This is a genomic window from Leptospira noguchii serovar Panama str. CZ214, from assembly GCF_000306255.2.
Classification (GTDB): Bacteria; Spirochaetota; Leptospiria; order Leptospirales; family Leptospiraceae; genus Leptospira; species Leptospira noguchii.
The window spans coordinates 24,875-41,103 of the sequence record NZ_AKWY02000015.1; the positions used below are offsets into that span (position 1 = coordinate 24,875).

Annotated in this window: 12 protein-coding genes; 8 read left to right on the forward strand and 4 right to left on the reverse strand. The window is 35.4% G+C overall.

Features of this window, described 5'->3' with window-relative positions; genetic code table 11:
• Positions 1–71 precede the first annotated feature (71 nt).
• From fliD to LEP1GSC059_RS05830, 3 genes are all read left to right on the forward strand, one after another.
• Positions 72–1,991 (forward strand): flagellar filament capping protein FliD, encoded by a 1,920-nt coding sequence (gene fliD, locus LEP1GSC059_RS05820; RefSeq protein ID WP_002176394.1) that lies wholly within the window; start codon positions 72–74, stop codon positions 1,989–1,991.
• 17 nt (positions 1,992–2,008) lie between these two features.
• Complete coding sequence (locus LEP1GSC059_RS05825; RefSeq protein WP_002176290.1) at positions 2,009–2,965, forward strand: hypothetical protein; 957 nt, start codon at positions 2,009–2,011, stop codon at positions 2,963–2,965.
• Between the two features lie 624 nt (positions 2,966–3,589).
• Complete coding sequence (locus LEP1GSC059_RS05830) at positions 3,590–4,207, forward strand: DUF4304 domain-containing protein (RefSeq protein ID WP_017214107.1); 618 nt, start codon at positions 3,590–3,592, stop codon at positions 4,205–4,207.
• Between the two features lie 184 nt (positions 4,208–4,391).
• Here LEP1GSC059_RS05830 and LEP1GSC059_RS05835 read toward each other — a convergent pair whose 3' ends face one another.
• The 3 genes from LEP1GSC059_RS05835 to LEP1GSC059_RS05845 form a co-directional block, all read right to left on the reverse strand.
• Positions 4,392–6,167 carry a SpoIIE family protein phosphatase gene (locus LEP1GSC059_RS05835; protein ID WP_020980450.1) on the reverse strand — a complete coding sequence of 592 codons (1,776 nt, stop codon included), beginning with the start codon at positions 6,165–6,167 and terminating at the stop codon, positions 4,392–4,394.
• A gap of 3 nt (positions 6,168–6,170) precedes the next feature.
• Positions 6,171–7,949: a SpoIIE family protein phosphatase gene (locus tag LEP1GSC059_RS05840; RefSeq protein ID WP_002176404.1), complete on the reverse strand. Its 1,779-nt coding sequence runs from the start codon at positions 7,947–7,949 to the stop codon at positions 6,171–6,173.
• 99 nt (positions 7,950–8,048) lie between these two features.
• Positions 8,049–9,005: a bifunctional riboflavin kinase/FAD synthetase gene (locus LEP1GSC059_RS05845; protein WP_002176218.1), complete on the reverse strand. Its 957-nt coding sequence runs from the start codon at positions 9,003–9,005 to the stop codon at positions 8,049–8,051.
• A 31-nt stretch (positions 9,006–9,036) separates the two neighbouring features.
• On the opposite strand from LEP1GSC059_RS05845, the gene LEP1GSC059_RS05850 reads away from it, so the two are divergent.
• On the forward strand, positions 9,037–9,639 hold the full coding sequence (locus tag LEP1GSC059_RS05850) for an LIC10729 family protein (RefSeq protein ID WP_017214109.1): 603 nt from the start codon (positions 9,037–9,039) through the stop codon (positions 9,637–9,639).
• Positions 9,640–9,716: 77 nt separating this feature from the next.
• On the opposite strand, the gene LEP1GSC059_RS05855 is transcribed toward LEP1GSC059_RS05850, so the two are convergent.
• Complete coding sequence (locus LEP1GSC059_RS05855; protein ID WP_002176257.1) at positions 9,717–10,196, reverse strand: LIC_10730 family protein; 480 nt, start codon at positions 10,194–10,196, stop codon at positions 9,717–9,719.
• 137 nt (positions 10,197–10,333) lie between these two features.
• On the opposite strand from LEP1GSC059_RS05855, the gene LEP1GSC059_RS05860 reads away from it, so the two are divergent.
• From LEP1GSC059_RS05860 to LEP1GSC059_RS05875, 4 genes are all read left to right on the forward strand, one after another.
• Positions 10,334–11,596 carry a serine hydrolase domain-containing protein gene (locus LEP1GSC059_RS05860; protein WP_017214111.1) on the forward strand — a complete coding sequence of 421 codons (1,263 nt, stop codon included), beginning with the start codon at positions 10,334–10,336 and terminating at the stop codon, positions 11,594–11,596.
• 650 nt (positions 11,597–12,246) lie between these two features.
• A complete protein-coding gene (bcp, locus tag LEP1GSC059_RS05865) occupies positions 12,247–12,726 on the forward strand; it encodes a thioredoxin-dependent thiol peroxidase (protein WP_002176242.1) in 480 nt (159 codons plus the stop codon).
• On the forward strand, positions 12,723–14,210 hold the full coding sequence (locus tag LEP1GSC059_RS05870) for a leucyl aminopeptidase family protein (RefSeq protein WP_017214112.1): 1,488 nt from the start codon (positions 12,723–12,725) through the stop codon (positions 14,208–14,210). Before bcp ends, LEP1GSC059_RS05870 begins: the two co-directional genes overlap by 4 nt.
• A gap of 1,046 nt (positions 14,211–15,256) precedes the next feature.
• Positions 15,257–16,075 (forward strand): DUF4846 domain-containing protein, encoded by an 819-nt coding sequence (locus tag LEP1GSC059_RS05875; protein ID WP_155243408.1) that lies wholly within the window; start codon positions 15,257–15,259, stop codon positions 16,073–16,075.
• Positions 16,076–16,229 lie beyond the last annotated feature (154 nt).

Genomic DNA, 16,229 nt, shown 5'->3' on the forward strand with positions numbered 1-16,229 from the left:
CCTACATTGAATTTTTTCAATTTCCCTTATCTTTTTTCTGAATCGACCGATTAAGAATGTAGGAGGACAAGATGCCCGCGTTTACGATTCCAGGACTTAGCTCCGGACAAGATACGAACTTAATCGTAAAAAAATTAGTGGAATTGGAAGCAAAACCAATCCGCAGACTTGAACAACAGAATTCGTTTAACAAAGCTCAGTCGAAAGCGTGGAGCGACCTCAAAACAGTAACAACCGATTTACAAGAAAAAACAAGAGCACTCATTTCTTTTACAGCTCCATTTGCGATGAAAAGTATCGTCTCCGAACCAGAAGGAATCATTAGCGGAGACGCGTCTCGTTCTGCAAGTTCCGGTAAACGTAGAATCGAAATTAAAGAACTTGCAACTTCTCACCAAATTTCAGGAGAAAAGACGGACGTAAATAAACAGATTCCCGCTGGGAAATTTAAAATCTTTTCCGGAGATTCCGAAAAAGAAATAGAATTTTCAGGAGGAACAATCCGAGATCTTGCTTCTTCGATCAAAATTTCTGCCGCAGGACTTGTAAACACCGGACTTGTCAAAGTGGACGGAGATAATTACGTACTTACTCTAACGGCGACTTCTTCTGGAAAAGATCGTAAACTGAAGTTCGAAGATTCAAACGGAGTTTTACAAGCAGCCAATCTTGTAGGCGCGATCGAACCTGCAGATCCTTCTAAAGAGTTGAATTTTTTTCCCGACGCAGATCAGATCCAGGTTTTTCAGCCTGAAAAATACGGAATTCCTTCCGATTCTAAGCCCGTTTTTAAAGAAGAAAACGGTAAGAAGTGGATGGAAATTGCGAGCGTTGGTTCGTTTCAATTTGGAATTCCTACTACTGAGTTTAAAAAGAATACAAAAATTGAACTTACTACTTCCACAGAATTTGCACCGGAAGACAAACTAGAATTAGGAATTCTTTATAAAGAAAACGATAAAGAAAAAATGATATTTGAAACCGCTTCCAAAGAGAATGGAAAAGTGATTCTCAATTTGAAAAACTTTCCCTCTGGTCAAAAGGTTCATAAAATACTTTTAGCGAATTCGAGCGGTAAAACCATTATATTAGATTCTTTTCATATAATAATTCCAGGAGAATTTAAAGGCGCCAAACCTTCCAAAGAAATCACCGAGGCAAAAGACGCAGTTTTTTTAGTAGACGGGATCGAAGTCAATCGTCCTAAAAACGAAGGGCTTACTGACGTTTTAGATGGGGTTTCGCTTAATCTTCATAAAAAAACAGAAGGACCAGTGAACATAGATATAAAAACGGATTCTGATAAAGGTATCGAGATGATCAAGGAGTTTGTGGCTGCTTATAACACTGTATTAAAATTTTCTAAAGAATCCACTGCCGTAGATAAAAATGCCACCGTTCAAGATGGAAAAGAAGAAGGTGCAGAAATTGGACAAAGTTTTTGGGAAGGAAAAACCAAAACGGGACTTTTATCCGGAGAACATACTGTAATTCGATTGATCGCTGGAATGAAAACGGTTGCGAGTTCATCTTATCCGGTAAGCGGAGAAAATCCAGTGAGAATGTTAAGCGACATAGGAATTAACACCGGTAAGGTGGGAAGCAAATGGGCCGATATACAGGACGGTTTTTTAATTTTGGACGAAGATAAACTTCGTTCTAAACTCGCTGAAAATCCGGATTCAGTCAGAAATCTTTTTGCAATCGATACAAATTTGGACGCGAGGATGGATACAGGAGTCGCAGTCGATTTGTTAGAACATATAAAACCTTACACTCAGTATGCGGGGGGGCTTGTCTCTGGAAAAGTAAAGATGCTCGAAGAACAAGTCGCTGATAACAATAAGAAGATTAAGGAATTTGAAAATCATCTTGTAAGTTACGAGAAAAAATTGAAATCCAAGTTTCTTTATATGGAACAAGGAGTCGGTAAGAACAAGGCTGTAGGCGCTTATTTGAACAATAACTTAAAAGGCGCTAGAAACGAGTGATAGAGTAGGAGAATGAAATGGAAATTTATATCAACGAACATCTCATAGATAGTTCTCTTGAAAACGAAAGGAAGTTAGGCGAAGTTTTCGGCGAGGTCAACAAATGGGTCGAATCAAAAGGTAAATATCTTCTAAGCTGTACCGTAGACGGAGTAGAGTTTCAAACTTCTATCATGAACGATCAAGGAATAGAATCGGTCGCCAAGATGGAATTTTTTGTAGGAGAAGAGATGGATTTTCTAGTTTCCACGTTAACCGAATTGGATCTATACGTGGACAAGGTAGGTTCTACTTTATTCGGAAGAGATTCTTTGACTGAAAAAGAATCCGGAGAACTATCAGACGGAATCAAATGGATCGGTAGCGTTTTAGGCTCTGCCTCTAACTTATTACATCTCAAACTAGATCAGATCAAGCCGATGGGAACCGGAAATACGGTATCGCAAATTTTAAACGAAATTTCGTCTAACTGTGGTAATTTAGATAACACAGAAACCATAGAAAACTTTTTAGAACATTTAAGAGATCTGAAACTTTTTATCATGGATCTGATTGCTAGAACTCAGGTTCTGGATTTAGATTTTCCAACTCTAAAAGAAATTTTAAATACGTTTATAGAGAACATAGGTGGTCTCAAAGAGGCTTTTGTAAAAGTAAACGAATCGTATCAATCCGGAAAGGATGAAATAGCAATCGAATTATTGACTCAATCCATTTCACAAATTAACGTGTTGTTGACTTCGTTTATTACTTTGAAGTTGAAAAAACCGGATTTGGATTTTTCAGAGATTGAAATTGACGGAATCGGTTTTGAAGAAAAAACCGGAGAATTAAACGAGATCCTGGCTTCGATCGCGGTCGCATTAGAAGAAAAAGATATTATTCGTGCAGGAGATTCGATTGAATATGAACTTCCTGGAACGTTAGACGAAATACTTCCGTTTTTAAAACTGATCCGAGAAAAAATTTCTTAAAACAAAACACTGAGTTATCTCGAGACGACCCCATGATAATTCAGCGGACGCTTCTTACGGATTGAGATGTTAAAATTTCCCGCATCTTTCATTGTTTAGAGTTTCATTTCTATAAAATTAAGTACTTAAATGTTTATCACAAAGTGCTGTTTCGGGAGAGTTCTATAGAATCCGATAGGAAGCGTAGGAAACTAGTAGAACATTCTTTCAAACTCAGCGTCTCACTTCTATAATGAATTGAAACTAAATACGAATATTGTATTACGTTTCTTTTATGCAATTTATTGACTGGAGCTGACAGCGCGGTCCTTCTGCGCTAGATTTCCCTAGATTTTCTTTCGTTGAATTCACCTAATTGAATAGACTATTGGATCAGGTTCTTTATTATGTAACTTAATATATTGGAGTTATTAAAAAATGAATTCTTCATTTGTCTCTGTTTTATAGAAACTACTGATTGAAATAGTTTTGTTAATCGACAAAATGGAGTTTTTCAACAACTCTATTTTGTAGTAATAATTTACTCAAGGTATTCAATCTTATAGACATTCATAAAACCAAAGTATATTCCATTTTTATAATAAGAGATTAATTTTTTCAATAACCCTTTAGCGTGATTTTATAATGCAGAGTATTCCGGAAAAAATATTTAAAAAAATCTCCAAAGAAGGGTTCTATAAAATTTTGAAACCTCTCGGATTTAAAAGAAAAGGTAATCGATTTTGTCTAATGAATGATGAATATGGTAAAGTGGTTGACTTACAAAAAAGCCAATGGAATTCAACAGATCGCTTAAGTTTTACTATTAATATAGGGTTCTTTTTTTCTGAATACTGGAGAGGATTTTTTTATGAAAAAGAAAAATTCGAGATCCCGTCCTTTCCAAGGATTGAAGAATGTTTTTTGACTAAACGACTTGGAGAATTAAGAAATAGTAATGATATTTGGTATGATATTGATTTCAATTCAGATACAGATTTTATGATCAATCAAGTTTATGAAAACCTGAATTTGTATATTCTGCCTTATCTAAATCGATTTGTATCTAAAAAATCATTATTAGAAATATTAGAAAAAGAATATTTTCATTTAAGACCTTATGCCCTTTTGATTATTTATGGCGAACTTGAAGAGATGGAAAAATTTCAAACTGAATATTTAAAACTACGACATGGTTTGAAGACTACCAATTCACTAGTTCAGCTTGAAAAGTATGCAACTAGATATAAAAGGAAGATTTAATGATGTATTAAATTTAATTTTTAAACTGTCTTTTAGATATCAATGACTCATTGTGTATAAATTAACTATTACAATAACGTTGTTTAAAAATTAATTCTCCATCCATTTCTGTTTCATAGAAACTGTCGATTAAAGCAATTTTTTTAAGCTGAGCTATGAAATTTTTCAATAACTCTAATTTTCATTAAAGAACTTCCAAACAAAAAATCGTAACGTCGTCTGAAATTTCTCCATTCCCGTAAGAACTAGAATACGAAAGAATTGAACGGATCATAGAATTTGTGTCCTCCACGACCAAGGATCTGATCGCTTCGAGAAATTGATTTTGACTCAGGGAATTTCCTTCTCTGTTTTTTACTTGGAATAAACCGTCCGAATATAAAAGAATTCTATCTCCCTTTTTTAGATCGAGTTCGTATTTTCGAAGATTGGGGGCGTGAGTTGTAAATAGAATTTCTCCTGAACCTTCTACCGGAATACAAATTTCGTTTCTGAGCAATAAAGCACAATGATGTCCTCCATAAGTATATTCTAATTTTCTTTCAGATGGAGTATATCTCATATATATACAGGAAAAGGAATGAAGCGTGATTGTATCTTTTAAAAGTTCGTGTATAAAAAGAAGGTTATTATCCGTAGAGTCATTTCTATTGGTCGCAGCACCGAAAGCAATTGAGGTCATGGCGGCTACCATGGCTGCAGAAATTCCATGTCCGGAAACGTCCCCAAAAAGTATATGAAGACTTTCGTCCTTTTCTTTGATTACATTTAAAATGTCCCCACCTACTTTTACGTAGGGTTGAAAATAGGAGTAAATTTTATAATCCGAAGAATCCGGAAAATTTCGAGTAGTAATCATTTGTTGGATGTCTCTTGCAAGATCCAGATCTAGGTCTAGCCTATATAATAATCTTCTAATTTTTTCAAGAGAATCTTTTTTTTCGGTAATGTCTCTGAGTATATATACCTTTCCGTCGTTTTTTCCAGAAAAAGAAATCGGAGAAGACGAAACTTCAAGATATCTATTTTCTACGACTCCGGGCGGATGGTCTTCGACTTTTATGGTAAGATTGACAAATTCTTTTCTTTCAAAAAAGGAATCGGAGGGAAATCCTTCCAGGTAATTGTTTAGATCGAAATTTGATCCCGTAGATACGTTATCTGAAATATTTAACATTTTTTTTGCAGATAGATTACTAAAGATAAGATTTCCTTTGGAAGAAAGAAGGATCACTCCTTCTCTAATTTCTGCATAAAGTTGTAATGCGATGTGTTCTAACTTAAGATCCATAAAACCATATTTATGGATTGCTATAAAAATACAGATCGACTGGATGAGAGCTGAGCTTCCGCTTAACGGAGGGAATGTAAGCGAAGAGTTCCAATATCTAGGAAGGAGTGTAGTAATAAAACTAATTAGATACGAAAAAATTGTTCCGTAAGCGACTAGTTTAAATTGTTTATTTAAAAGTGAATTGTGGGATCGTAGTCCGTTAAAAATTAAAATCAAAGAACCGGTTAACGTAGGAATTCCAGTTGCTAAAATACTAATGGGAAGATATAAGGGCCCGGCTTGAATCATGTCTCCCCAGTAAGCGCGAATAGTTCCTTGGACTACTAAATTGGTACTGATTGTTACAAGAAATGAAACTAAACAAAAACCTCTAAATAAATAGATTAGAAATCGAAATGAAGAATTTGAAAATCGAACTGCAAATTCGAAGAATAAACAACCTATAAAAATCCAAGAAAAAGAAGACACTTTGAAAATTAGAGTAGGCCAATTCTCTGGTAAGAAAGACCAATAAAAAATAAGAGAAATGTGCCAGATAAAAAGTATAAAAGAAAATCTTTGATAGAGAGTTACCGTCTCGGATTTTCCTTTGAGCGAGCTTACATAAGCAAACAATGATCCGTTGATAATTAATGCTGAAAAAGGAATCAGAATATACGGGTTCATTTTTTAGAGAATCTCCAAAATCAAGATTGTCAAATCGTCCGTAAGTTTTCCGTTATTAAAATTGAGAGCTAGATCGATTGCTGTCCTGAGAATTTTGGATGGACTATAAATCGGTATTTCGCTCATTTTTTGTATGAAGTTTTCGTATCCGAATATTTCCCCCGATGCGTCTCTGACTTCGAAAAGACAATCCGAATAGAGAAATACAATATCTCCTTTCTTAAACTGAAAAGTATAGTTGTTTAATTCTGTTTCTGGTGTAATCAAAAGAATTCTTCCTTCACCTTCTAAGGGAATAATTTTACCTTCTCTGAAAACTAAAATAGGGTGATGCCCTGCATAAGAATATTCTAATATTTTTGTGTTTGGATCGAAAGAAAAATATATCGCGGAAACGTGGTGACTTAATACAGCGTTTAAAAGTAAAGATTGTATTTTTTCTAAAGCTTCTTTTGGGGTTGGATTTGTTTCCACTGCCAATTGAAAGGAAATAGAAAGCATTCCGGTTACCATAGCCGAGGAGATTCCGTGACCGGAAACGTCTGCAAAAAAGACGTCTAATTTACCGTCGGAACGTTGTAAGGCTTTCAAAAAATCTCCACCTACAAGTTCGAAAGGCTGAAAGTGAGAGTAAAACTTAAATTTGGGACTTTCCGGGAATTTAGTAGAAATTGCTGAGGTTTGGGCTATTTTCGCAATTTCTAAATCTTTATTAAATGCAGAATAGATACTTTCTATTTTTTCTCTATATTCTATTTTTTCGCTGATGTCTCTTAAAATAAAAAGGTAACCGTTCCCTTTTCCGGTTAGTTGTATATTTGATCGAGTAAGTTCAATCCCTTTACAGTTGGAGTTAAAGATTGGTTTATATTCTTTAGAAAAATAATCTGGGTTTTCCTGATAGTCTTTTAAAAAATCGGAAGGAAAAAAATGAGAGGGTATAAAATTAGAAATTCCTAATATTTTTATTGCAGATTCGTTTATAAAAAAAAGGGATCGATCTCGTTCTATCAAAATCATTCCATCATGAATGTCTCGAAACAATTCTGTTGCCAATCCTTCCACGTTAATTTTTAAAAAACCGTATCTTGTAATCGCGATGAAGATCAAAAGGGATTGAACTAAAATTCCGATCGAAGTGAGAGGTGGGGATAATAATTTACCTTGATCGTCTATCTGAATGACTTCGTAGTAAAAACTCACTAAGATTAAAAACATGGAACCGATTAGTACCAGGCCGACCTGTTTTTTTTGTTCGCCTTCCGAAATCAAAAAAGATTTAGTTAAAATTCCCAAACCTATAAAAGCGGGAAGCGCTACAAAAATGAGAATTACAAGATAAAGCAAAGGATTGGGTTCGTTTTCATTTCCCCAATGATAGTGTACAATTCCATGAATGATCCAGTCCGTGGAAAGTGTGATCAAATATAGGATTGGAATTCCGATCCTGAAGAACCAAAGAAAAATCTCTAAAAGAAAAGTATTAAAATTGGATCCTAATGAAGAACGAGTTTTTGGATTTAAATTTTGAGAAAAAATATGAACAAATTCTAAATGAAATAAACCGACTGGAAGCCAAGTGATGGAAAGAATTCTAAAAACCCAAGGTTCGAAAGGAGAGGCCCAATAAAATATACAAGTAAAAAGCCAGGCTTCTAAAATGATCGCATAAAGTAAATAAAAACGAATGACAAGATTATTCGTACGTCTTGCGTATATGAAAGCTATAAACATAGCGTTCGCAGCAAAAGAAACCATTGGAAGAAAAAGATAATAGTTCATGCAAAAAAACGAATTTGAAAATTTTATCCGCCTTGATATAAGTGCGATGATAAATTTAAATTATAAAATACTTATTTTTACTAACTTACTAAACTACGCTTAAAAATGAGTCGAATTTTTTCCAATTGTGGATTTTAGGATATTTCTTGCGATAATTTCGTCTTGTTTGAGTTGAGAGATCAATGTTTCAACGCTTGAAAATTTAATTTCGTCTCTGATTTTTTCCTTAAAATAGACTCTCACGGTTTGGTCGTAGATGTTTTTTTGAAAGTCGAATATATGAGACTCTAAGGTTAACGAATTTATACCAAATGTAGGATTACGACCTATGTTGATCATCGAAGGATATTCAATTTCCCCTACCTGAGTAAAGCCTGCGTAGACACCGATGCCTGGAAGTAGAATGTCCGTGTTTGGTTTAACGTTTGCAGTTGGAAATCCGATTTCCCTTCCTCGTTTGTGTCCTCCCACTACAACTCCGGATATCGAATAACTACGATTCAAACAATAAAAGGCTTCTTTTACATTACCTTCTGTTATCAATTTTCTTACATAAGAACTGGAAAGTTTAGTATCATTTAAATATACTGGATCTACCTTTTCTACTGAGTATTTTAGTTTTTCTGAATATTCTTTTAAAAGTTCGTAATTACCTCTTCTTTGTTTCCCAAAACAATGGTTGAAGCCGATGACAATGTTTTTAGCTTTTAATTGTTTAAGCAAAATTTCCTCTAAAAACGATTCCGCATTCATTTCCGCCAATTCGATGTTAAATGGAAGAATAACTAGAAAATCGATTCCTTTTTGACGGATCCATTCTTCTTTATCTTCAAGGGACATGAGAATTTTCATTCCGGCTTTTTTCCCGAGTACGATTGCTGGATTTGGATCATAGGTGACTACGCAGGAAGAGAGTCCGGTTGTTTGGGAAACTTTTAAAACCTGATCTAAGAGCGCTTGGTGTCCCAGATGGATTCCATCAAAATTTCCCAAAGTCACTACGCAGGGGGAATGAATCGTTTTTCCGGCTTGTTTGATTGTATGGAATGTGATCAAATTCTTCCCAATCCTGTCGATACTAGAGTAGATGGTTTGGCACCGGTTAATACTCGTTTTATTCTGTTTTACTTTTACCAATACGTGGTTTCTACAATCGAAAGAAAATCCGAAATTTAAAAAATTCATCAACTTTGATCATCAAGGAGAAGATGGGGAACCGCTTCGAACGGAAGATTTTAGAACTTATTCCGAACTTTCCACTTGGGCGATTCATAACGGAATGCAATTGGAGAGGGATCGTCCTGACTTTGCTCCCGGTGCGGGGACTGGTATACTTCAAGATGGGCTTTGCAGAATGATTCCGGAAGAGGGACTTCGTTTTTATTTGACTGCAGATCCGTTTGGTAACGATCCGATTTATGTTCAAATGGATCTAACGCAGTTTACGTATACTGAAAGACCGAAGGGAGTGAAACCTAGAGAATTGAAAGTATATATGAACGGAGTTTTAAAGACGACGGTTCGGTTTCCGGGGAATGATACGTATTCTTCTCAATTCCCTGTAAGGTTTCGTGTAGATCCCGGAGAGTTGATTCAAGGAAGAATGGATTTAAAATTGATTCCGAATGCTGGAGAAATCGGTCGTTTTTGGGGAATCTGGGATGTTTTTTATCATAGTAAGCGAGACTAAAGTTAAGCCCATTGTGTAACAACTCTAATGTACTTAAAGGAAATGGTATCGTCTAATTGATGTTTGTTGAAAAAATCTTATTGAGGAAACTGGACCGGAGTGGAAGGAGTTGTACTTGTTTCCCCGGATAAAATCCTACTAGGTAGTTTGCAGAATTGATTACATCGATCCATACATTGTCTTTGTTTTGCGCTTCTATAACCTATAATCGGTAAAAAGATAGAGGTAAAAGGATACCATTCTTCCATACAGTTTGCCTGGCATTTAGAGAGAAGTTGAGTGCAGGCGTTTTCATACGAGAATTTAGATTCTTGACCGACTAAAGCAAAACCTTCCGGAGAAAGTCCAATTCGTTTTCTTTTTTGGATTAGTTTTGCACGTTCTACTTGTGTGAGATTGGCTTCTTCTGTGGTGGGAAAAGCGTCCGGCGACGGGGCATTCTTTCCTTTTTTATGATTGGGGGAATCCCAGTCGACTCGGACAAAACAATCCGTGGTTACAATAGAAGCACAAAGAAAACAGATCAGAAAAAAACGAACAACGAATCTTGAATTCATCGCAAATTACGGTCTCAATGAATAAAATACTTGCAAAAGTTTAAAAAAAATCTACTCAAATCCTGGTTTGAAAGTCGTTTAAAGAACCGTCGGTTTAAAAAAACGGTAGGAAATAAATTTCAAAAATTAAAATACAAATGAAAAAGAATCGATTTCAATCTTTTATAAAAAAGGGTGAGTGTGTTAATATGAGAGTTTTGTTTTTTCTGATCTGTATAGGATGGTTTCTTTCCTGTACCAGCGCTGTGCGAGATGGAGAAGTGGCGCTTAAAACAGTTTCTCGTTCTTTTGCTCCGAAACAACTCAACAGAACTCCATTTGAAGGTTTTTTAGTGGCTTTACCAGAAGACGCTGGTTTAGATTCCGCATCATTACTTCGTTTATCAAAATCCATTCGAGAAGAAGGATTGGAAGTTCGTTCTCTTTTGATTTTAAAAGATGGAAAATTAATCATGGAACGTTATGCGGGAGGTGTTACTAGAAATCACAACCATAGCGTTTATTCGGTCACAAAAACGGTTACTTCTACTCTACTTGGGATTTTGAATTTTGAAGGAGTTCTAAAAAATGTAGATGAACCGGTGATGGATTCACTTCGTTCTCTTGGAAATTTACCTTTTCCTTTGCTTGAAGGAAAGGAATCTCTTCGTTTGAGAGACGTTCTACATATGGCTTCCGGAATGCGTTGGTCCGAATTTCCAGAGCGAGAAGATATAAGAACGGCGGAAGATCCGCTCGTAATTGCTCTGTTACCTGAAGTAAAAGATAAACCAGGAACGAAGTTTGATTACAGTAATGGGGATTCACAACTTGCGGCTGCGGTTTTGGAAAATAAGTCTGGATCTACACTGCTTCAATTTGCTGAAAAAACTTTATTCTCTTGGTTAGACTTTAAAGACTACGAATGGTATACCTCTCCTTCGGGAAGACAGACCGCTGGTTTTGGATTGAGATTAAGGCCTGTGGATATGTTGAAACTAGGAATTTTATATTTGAACAACGGAAATTATAGAGGTAAAAAAATTCTCAAACCGGATTGGATCAAACAAGCGATCAAACCGGGCGCTTCCCAAAATTATGGTTATCAACTTTGGACACATCAGTTCGAAGGTAAAAGGACTTTTATGGCTAATGGAAAGGGAAGTCAGTTTGTGTATGTCATTCCTCATAGAAGAATGGTGATTGTGATCACTTCCGCGATTTGGGATAAACCCATCAATTTTCTTTTGGATAAAATTCTTGAAAATGTAAAGGAATCTTTGGATTCAAAAGATAAGAAAAAAGTTCCGGAAAAAGAAGCTCAGTTTTTAGAAGAAATACACGAAGCGTCTCTTACGATCGGGGACTCCGCTCTTTGGAGGGACCTGGATGAACCTCATTTAGTTCATCATAAAAATTAACCGTACTCAATCTTATAGAACTCACGTTAAGTAGTCTTGAGCTTGAGACAAGTTCAAAAAAGATTCTTAATTTTTTGATGGTCGTTAAACTTGAGTTTTATACAAGAATTTAGTTGAATGAAGATTCTTTTCAGGTTTTAGAAAGATTCTTCTATCAAGTTCGTGGAGAAATCTTGCGAATAAAAAAACTCAATGTTGCTTTCTCTATGAATCGCAGATGAATGTTCCAGTTTTTTACGGGACTCATACATTTTATTACTGATAGTTATATAAAAAATACCATTAACTTTATATCTAAAATGTTAGTGGCCTCTAAAACTTCTAATTAACGTGAGTTCGGCATAACAAATGCGAAAGCGATTGTAGCGGAAATTCCGAAGGAATTGGAGCGAAAAGCGCGGTCGTGAGCCATTTTAACTATGAAATTTGCGAGCGATTCGCCCCAATTTTCTTACGTCGAACTCACGTTAATTACTAGGAATGCAGTAACTATTTGGTAATTCTAATCCAGGTTTGGATAACTTCTTAAAAGCGGATTTGTAGGTGAGGTCAGAGTTACGACCGTTTTGAAATTGTATAATTTTTTAGAACTATCTTGCAAGACTAACCGGTTAAAAAAAAATTCTAAGATAATCTAAAGAGGTATTTCCATGAGCGAACTCAAAACGGGGGTCAAAGCGCCAGGTTTTTCTGCGCTTAACGAAAAAGGGGAAAAGGTTAAACTTTCTGATCTGTCAGGACCAAAGGGAACTGTACTTTATTTTTATCCAAAGGATCAAACTCCAGGTTGTACAACTGAAGCCTGCGATTTCAGGGATAATTTTTCAAGGATCAAAAAAACCGGATTTAACGTGGTCGGAGTATCAAAAGACAGCGTAAAGTCACATCAGAAATTTATTGAAAAACAGGAACTAAACTTCACACTCATCTCGGACGAGGACGGAAAAATTTGCGAAGACTATGGAGTTTGGCAAATGAAAAAGTTTATGGGAAGGGAATTTATGGGAATCGTAAGAACTACATTCTTGATCGGAGCGGACGGAAAAATTCTCAAAGTATATCCCAAAGTCAGCGTGAAAGGACATGTAGATGAAATCCTTTCCGACATTAAAACATTGGAGAAAAAATGAAACTGGATAAAAATAAAATCCAAATATCAATCGGAAAAAATCCTTCTAAGACGTTTTATAAATTACAACTTCTTTTAAAAGATCATTTTCCGGAAAATTTAAAGACGAAATTCTCTCTTCAAATTGCTTCCGGAATTTTTACGGGAGAAAACGGACAGGTTTTTACAGATGAAGTTGAAAAAATCATCTATTTAGGGTTAGGTGAAACTTCCAAAGTAAAAATTAGAGGAGTCGCGCAACACTTCTTTCAATTTGGAGAAAAACTTAAAAAATGGGAAGGTGTGGGTTTGGAAATTCATATTCCAAAAAATCTTACTACTGCGCTTCCCGCCGATTTAGTAGTTTATCAAATTGTAAACTCTTTGGAACAGGGAGCTTATGCGATCAACTTTTTGGCAAAAGAATATAAAGAAAATTCCAAAAAAATAGGGAACGTCTCTTTTATACTTCAAGACGCGGCAAAATTAAAAGAAGCCGAAAAAGGACTCAAACGGGGAAAGATAGTCAGCCGTTATATCAACGGAGTTCGTCATATCGCTCATCTTCCGGCAAATCATTTTACTCCCGAAGAATTTGTTTCCAGATCGAAAGAAATCGCAAAAGACAACGGACTTAAAATTACAGTCTTTGACGAACCTCAGTTGAAAAAAGAAAAAATGGGAGGGATCCTTTCCGTTTGCGAAGGTTCGGATAAAAAGGCGAAGATGATTCTTTTGGAATATACTCCCATAAAACCAATTACGAAGAAAAAACTTGCGATTATAGGAAAGGGGCTTACTTTTGATTCGGGTGGGATCAGCATTAAACCGGCTCAGGATATGCACGAAATGAAATACGATATGTGTGGAGCAGCTACGGCAATCCATGCGATCGGAGCGATCGCCGAACTAGGATTAGGTGTTCCAGTAATAGCGGCTATTGGAGTCGCTGAAAATATGCCTGATGCTGGAGCGATCAAACCGGGAGACGTATATACTGCGTATAACGGAATTACTGTGGAAGTTCAAAATACGGATGCGGAAGGTCGTCTGGTTCTGGGAGATGTTTTATCTTACGTAGGAAAAAAATTTAAACCAGACTATATGCTGGATCTTGCAACTTTAACCGGAGCGATTATCATTTCTTTGGGACACGAGGCCGCTGGAGTGATGAGTAATTCCGAGGTTCTTACAAATCTATTAAAAGAAGCGTCTGTTTCTTCGGATGAACGAATTTGGGAAATGCCTCTTTGGGATGAATATTCGGAAGACTTAAAAAGTGACATCGCAGACATTCGAAACGTAGCTGGAAGGGCAGGAGGTTCATTGTCGGCTGCAAAGTTTTTGGAAAGATTTGTGGAACCAGGAATTGCTTGGGCGCATATTGACATCGCAGGAACTGCTTGGAGAAAGAAAACTTCTGGAACTCAGATTGGTAATGGGCCGACCGGATACGGAGTTCGACTTTTAGTAGATCTGGTTGATAAAATCGGTAAAAAGAAATAAAAAGTTCGGTGTATATTAGATTTATATGTTTCTTGTATTAAATCATTGTGCAGGATCGTAAAATTTTAGCTTACAAATCAAACAGTCTTCGTTTGTAAAATCCAAAAGTCTGGATTTGGTTATGGAATAAAAAAACCTTGACCATCTTTTGTTTTGATTGTCGGCGTTGGGAATTTATATAACATTATAAATCTTTCATACATTAGTCGGAGTTATATAATTAAATATCGCAAATTTTTATCGTAAAAGTCTGTTTAAATAAAAAACATTGGACACTCTGTTATATGGCTTTAAGTAGGGAAGTTTTTAAGAACTCATACTTTTTCTTTAACTGAAATAGGATAAGACTTATTAAATTCTATACAATAGAGTGAGTTCGACGTAAAAAAATTAGGGCGAATCCGGCTTGCCACAGGCAAGCCGGACCGGGCTCTCAGCTCTGGTCAATAAATTGTATGCAGGAAACGTTATGCACCATATCGTCCTTAGTCGCAATTTATTAACCTCGCATCGATCCCTTTCGCGTTGTACTCGGGCTTGTCCCAAAACTTCAAAGAATTTTGCGTGATAATTCTTTAGAAATTTTTAATAGAGTTGTTGAAAAATTAATTCTCCAACTGTTTTCTATCTCATGGAAACGGTTGATTAGCAGTTTGGTCAGTTGAGCTATGGAATTTTCAACAACTCTATTAAAATGTAGTAGTTCTTACAAATTAAGTTGCATTTGGCAATTTGCGAGCAGTTCTAATGTCGTTAAATCTTCGTATGAGTTTCCACATTGGGCGGTTTTGGGACAAGTTCTAAATTCACGTTAAAATAAAGTATCTAAAATTTTATATTAAACGGTTGGGTTTGTTTCAAGATAAATGTTACACTATTATTTTATAGGAATCAGTAGAACATAGTTGTTTAGAAAAAAAGAATGTATTTGATAATTTTTACTGATCTCTATAAAATAGAGTACCGTTAATTTTATCACAAAACACTGATTCCATGCAAGATATTAGGTATTTTATTATATAGTTATGAGTAAAAAAAGAATCGTAGTGAAATCTATTTTAACTTTTGTTAATAAACTTCAAAAACCAACTTTAACATTGATTCAATTTTCAAGATCTTTTGTTCTAAAATTAACTTTCACCATTTTGGTTGTATTTGGTTTTTTCCTCCCTGCTTATCGTTGTGTGGATGCGGATTCGATACCTTCTAAAGTGAATGAAATCCCACTTCCACCGGGAACTACACGGGTTCGGTTTGAAAAAAAATCTTTTCCAGATTTTGTACAAAACATCTCGTTAAAATCGGATCGGACTCTTTGGACATATAAAAAACAGAATATCATTCTACGTTATGATACAATTGCAGTCCTAGACGTTCCACTTTTGTTTCAGAGTGATTTAGAACAATGTGCGGATTATACGATGCGTATATGGGCAGAATATCATAAACAAAGTAATCTCTTAAACCGGTTGTACCTTTTTGATTATAATGGAAATCAAAAGTTTTTTTCTAAAAGTAGACTTTCTTATTCTTCCTTTCTGAGAAAAGCGTTTGCGTCTTCCAACTCGTATTCTCTTAAAAAAGGTGGGAAAACAATTTCGGAGACGGATTTAAAACCGGGAGATCTTTTTGTTCAAAATGAAACTGGAGGCATCGGGCATGTTTCTATGATTTTAGATTTAGCAGAAAATCAAAAAGGAGAAAAATTTTTTTTGATCGGATTCAGTTTTATGCCTGCTCAGGAAATGCATATTGAAAGAGCGCCTAAAGAATTTGGTTATCGAGGTTGGTTTACCTATTCTGGTTTTCTTTCTCATCTAAAAAAGTCGTATCCATATGGGGATTCTGTTTTGCGAAGATTTTAGAAATACAATTTGTAAATTTACCAAATGTTAATTTTAAAATTATAATTTTTTAATATTAAAAATAATTTTTGGATGTGTGCGGGATGGCTATCAATAAAGTGAGTTGTTGGAAATTAATTTCCGAGTCTGTTTTTATTATGAACTTGTCCCAAAA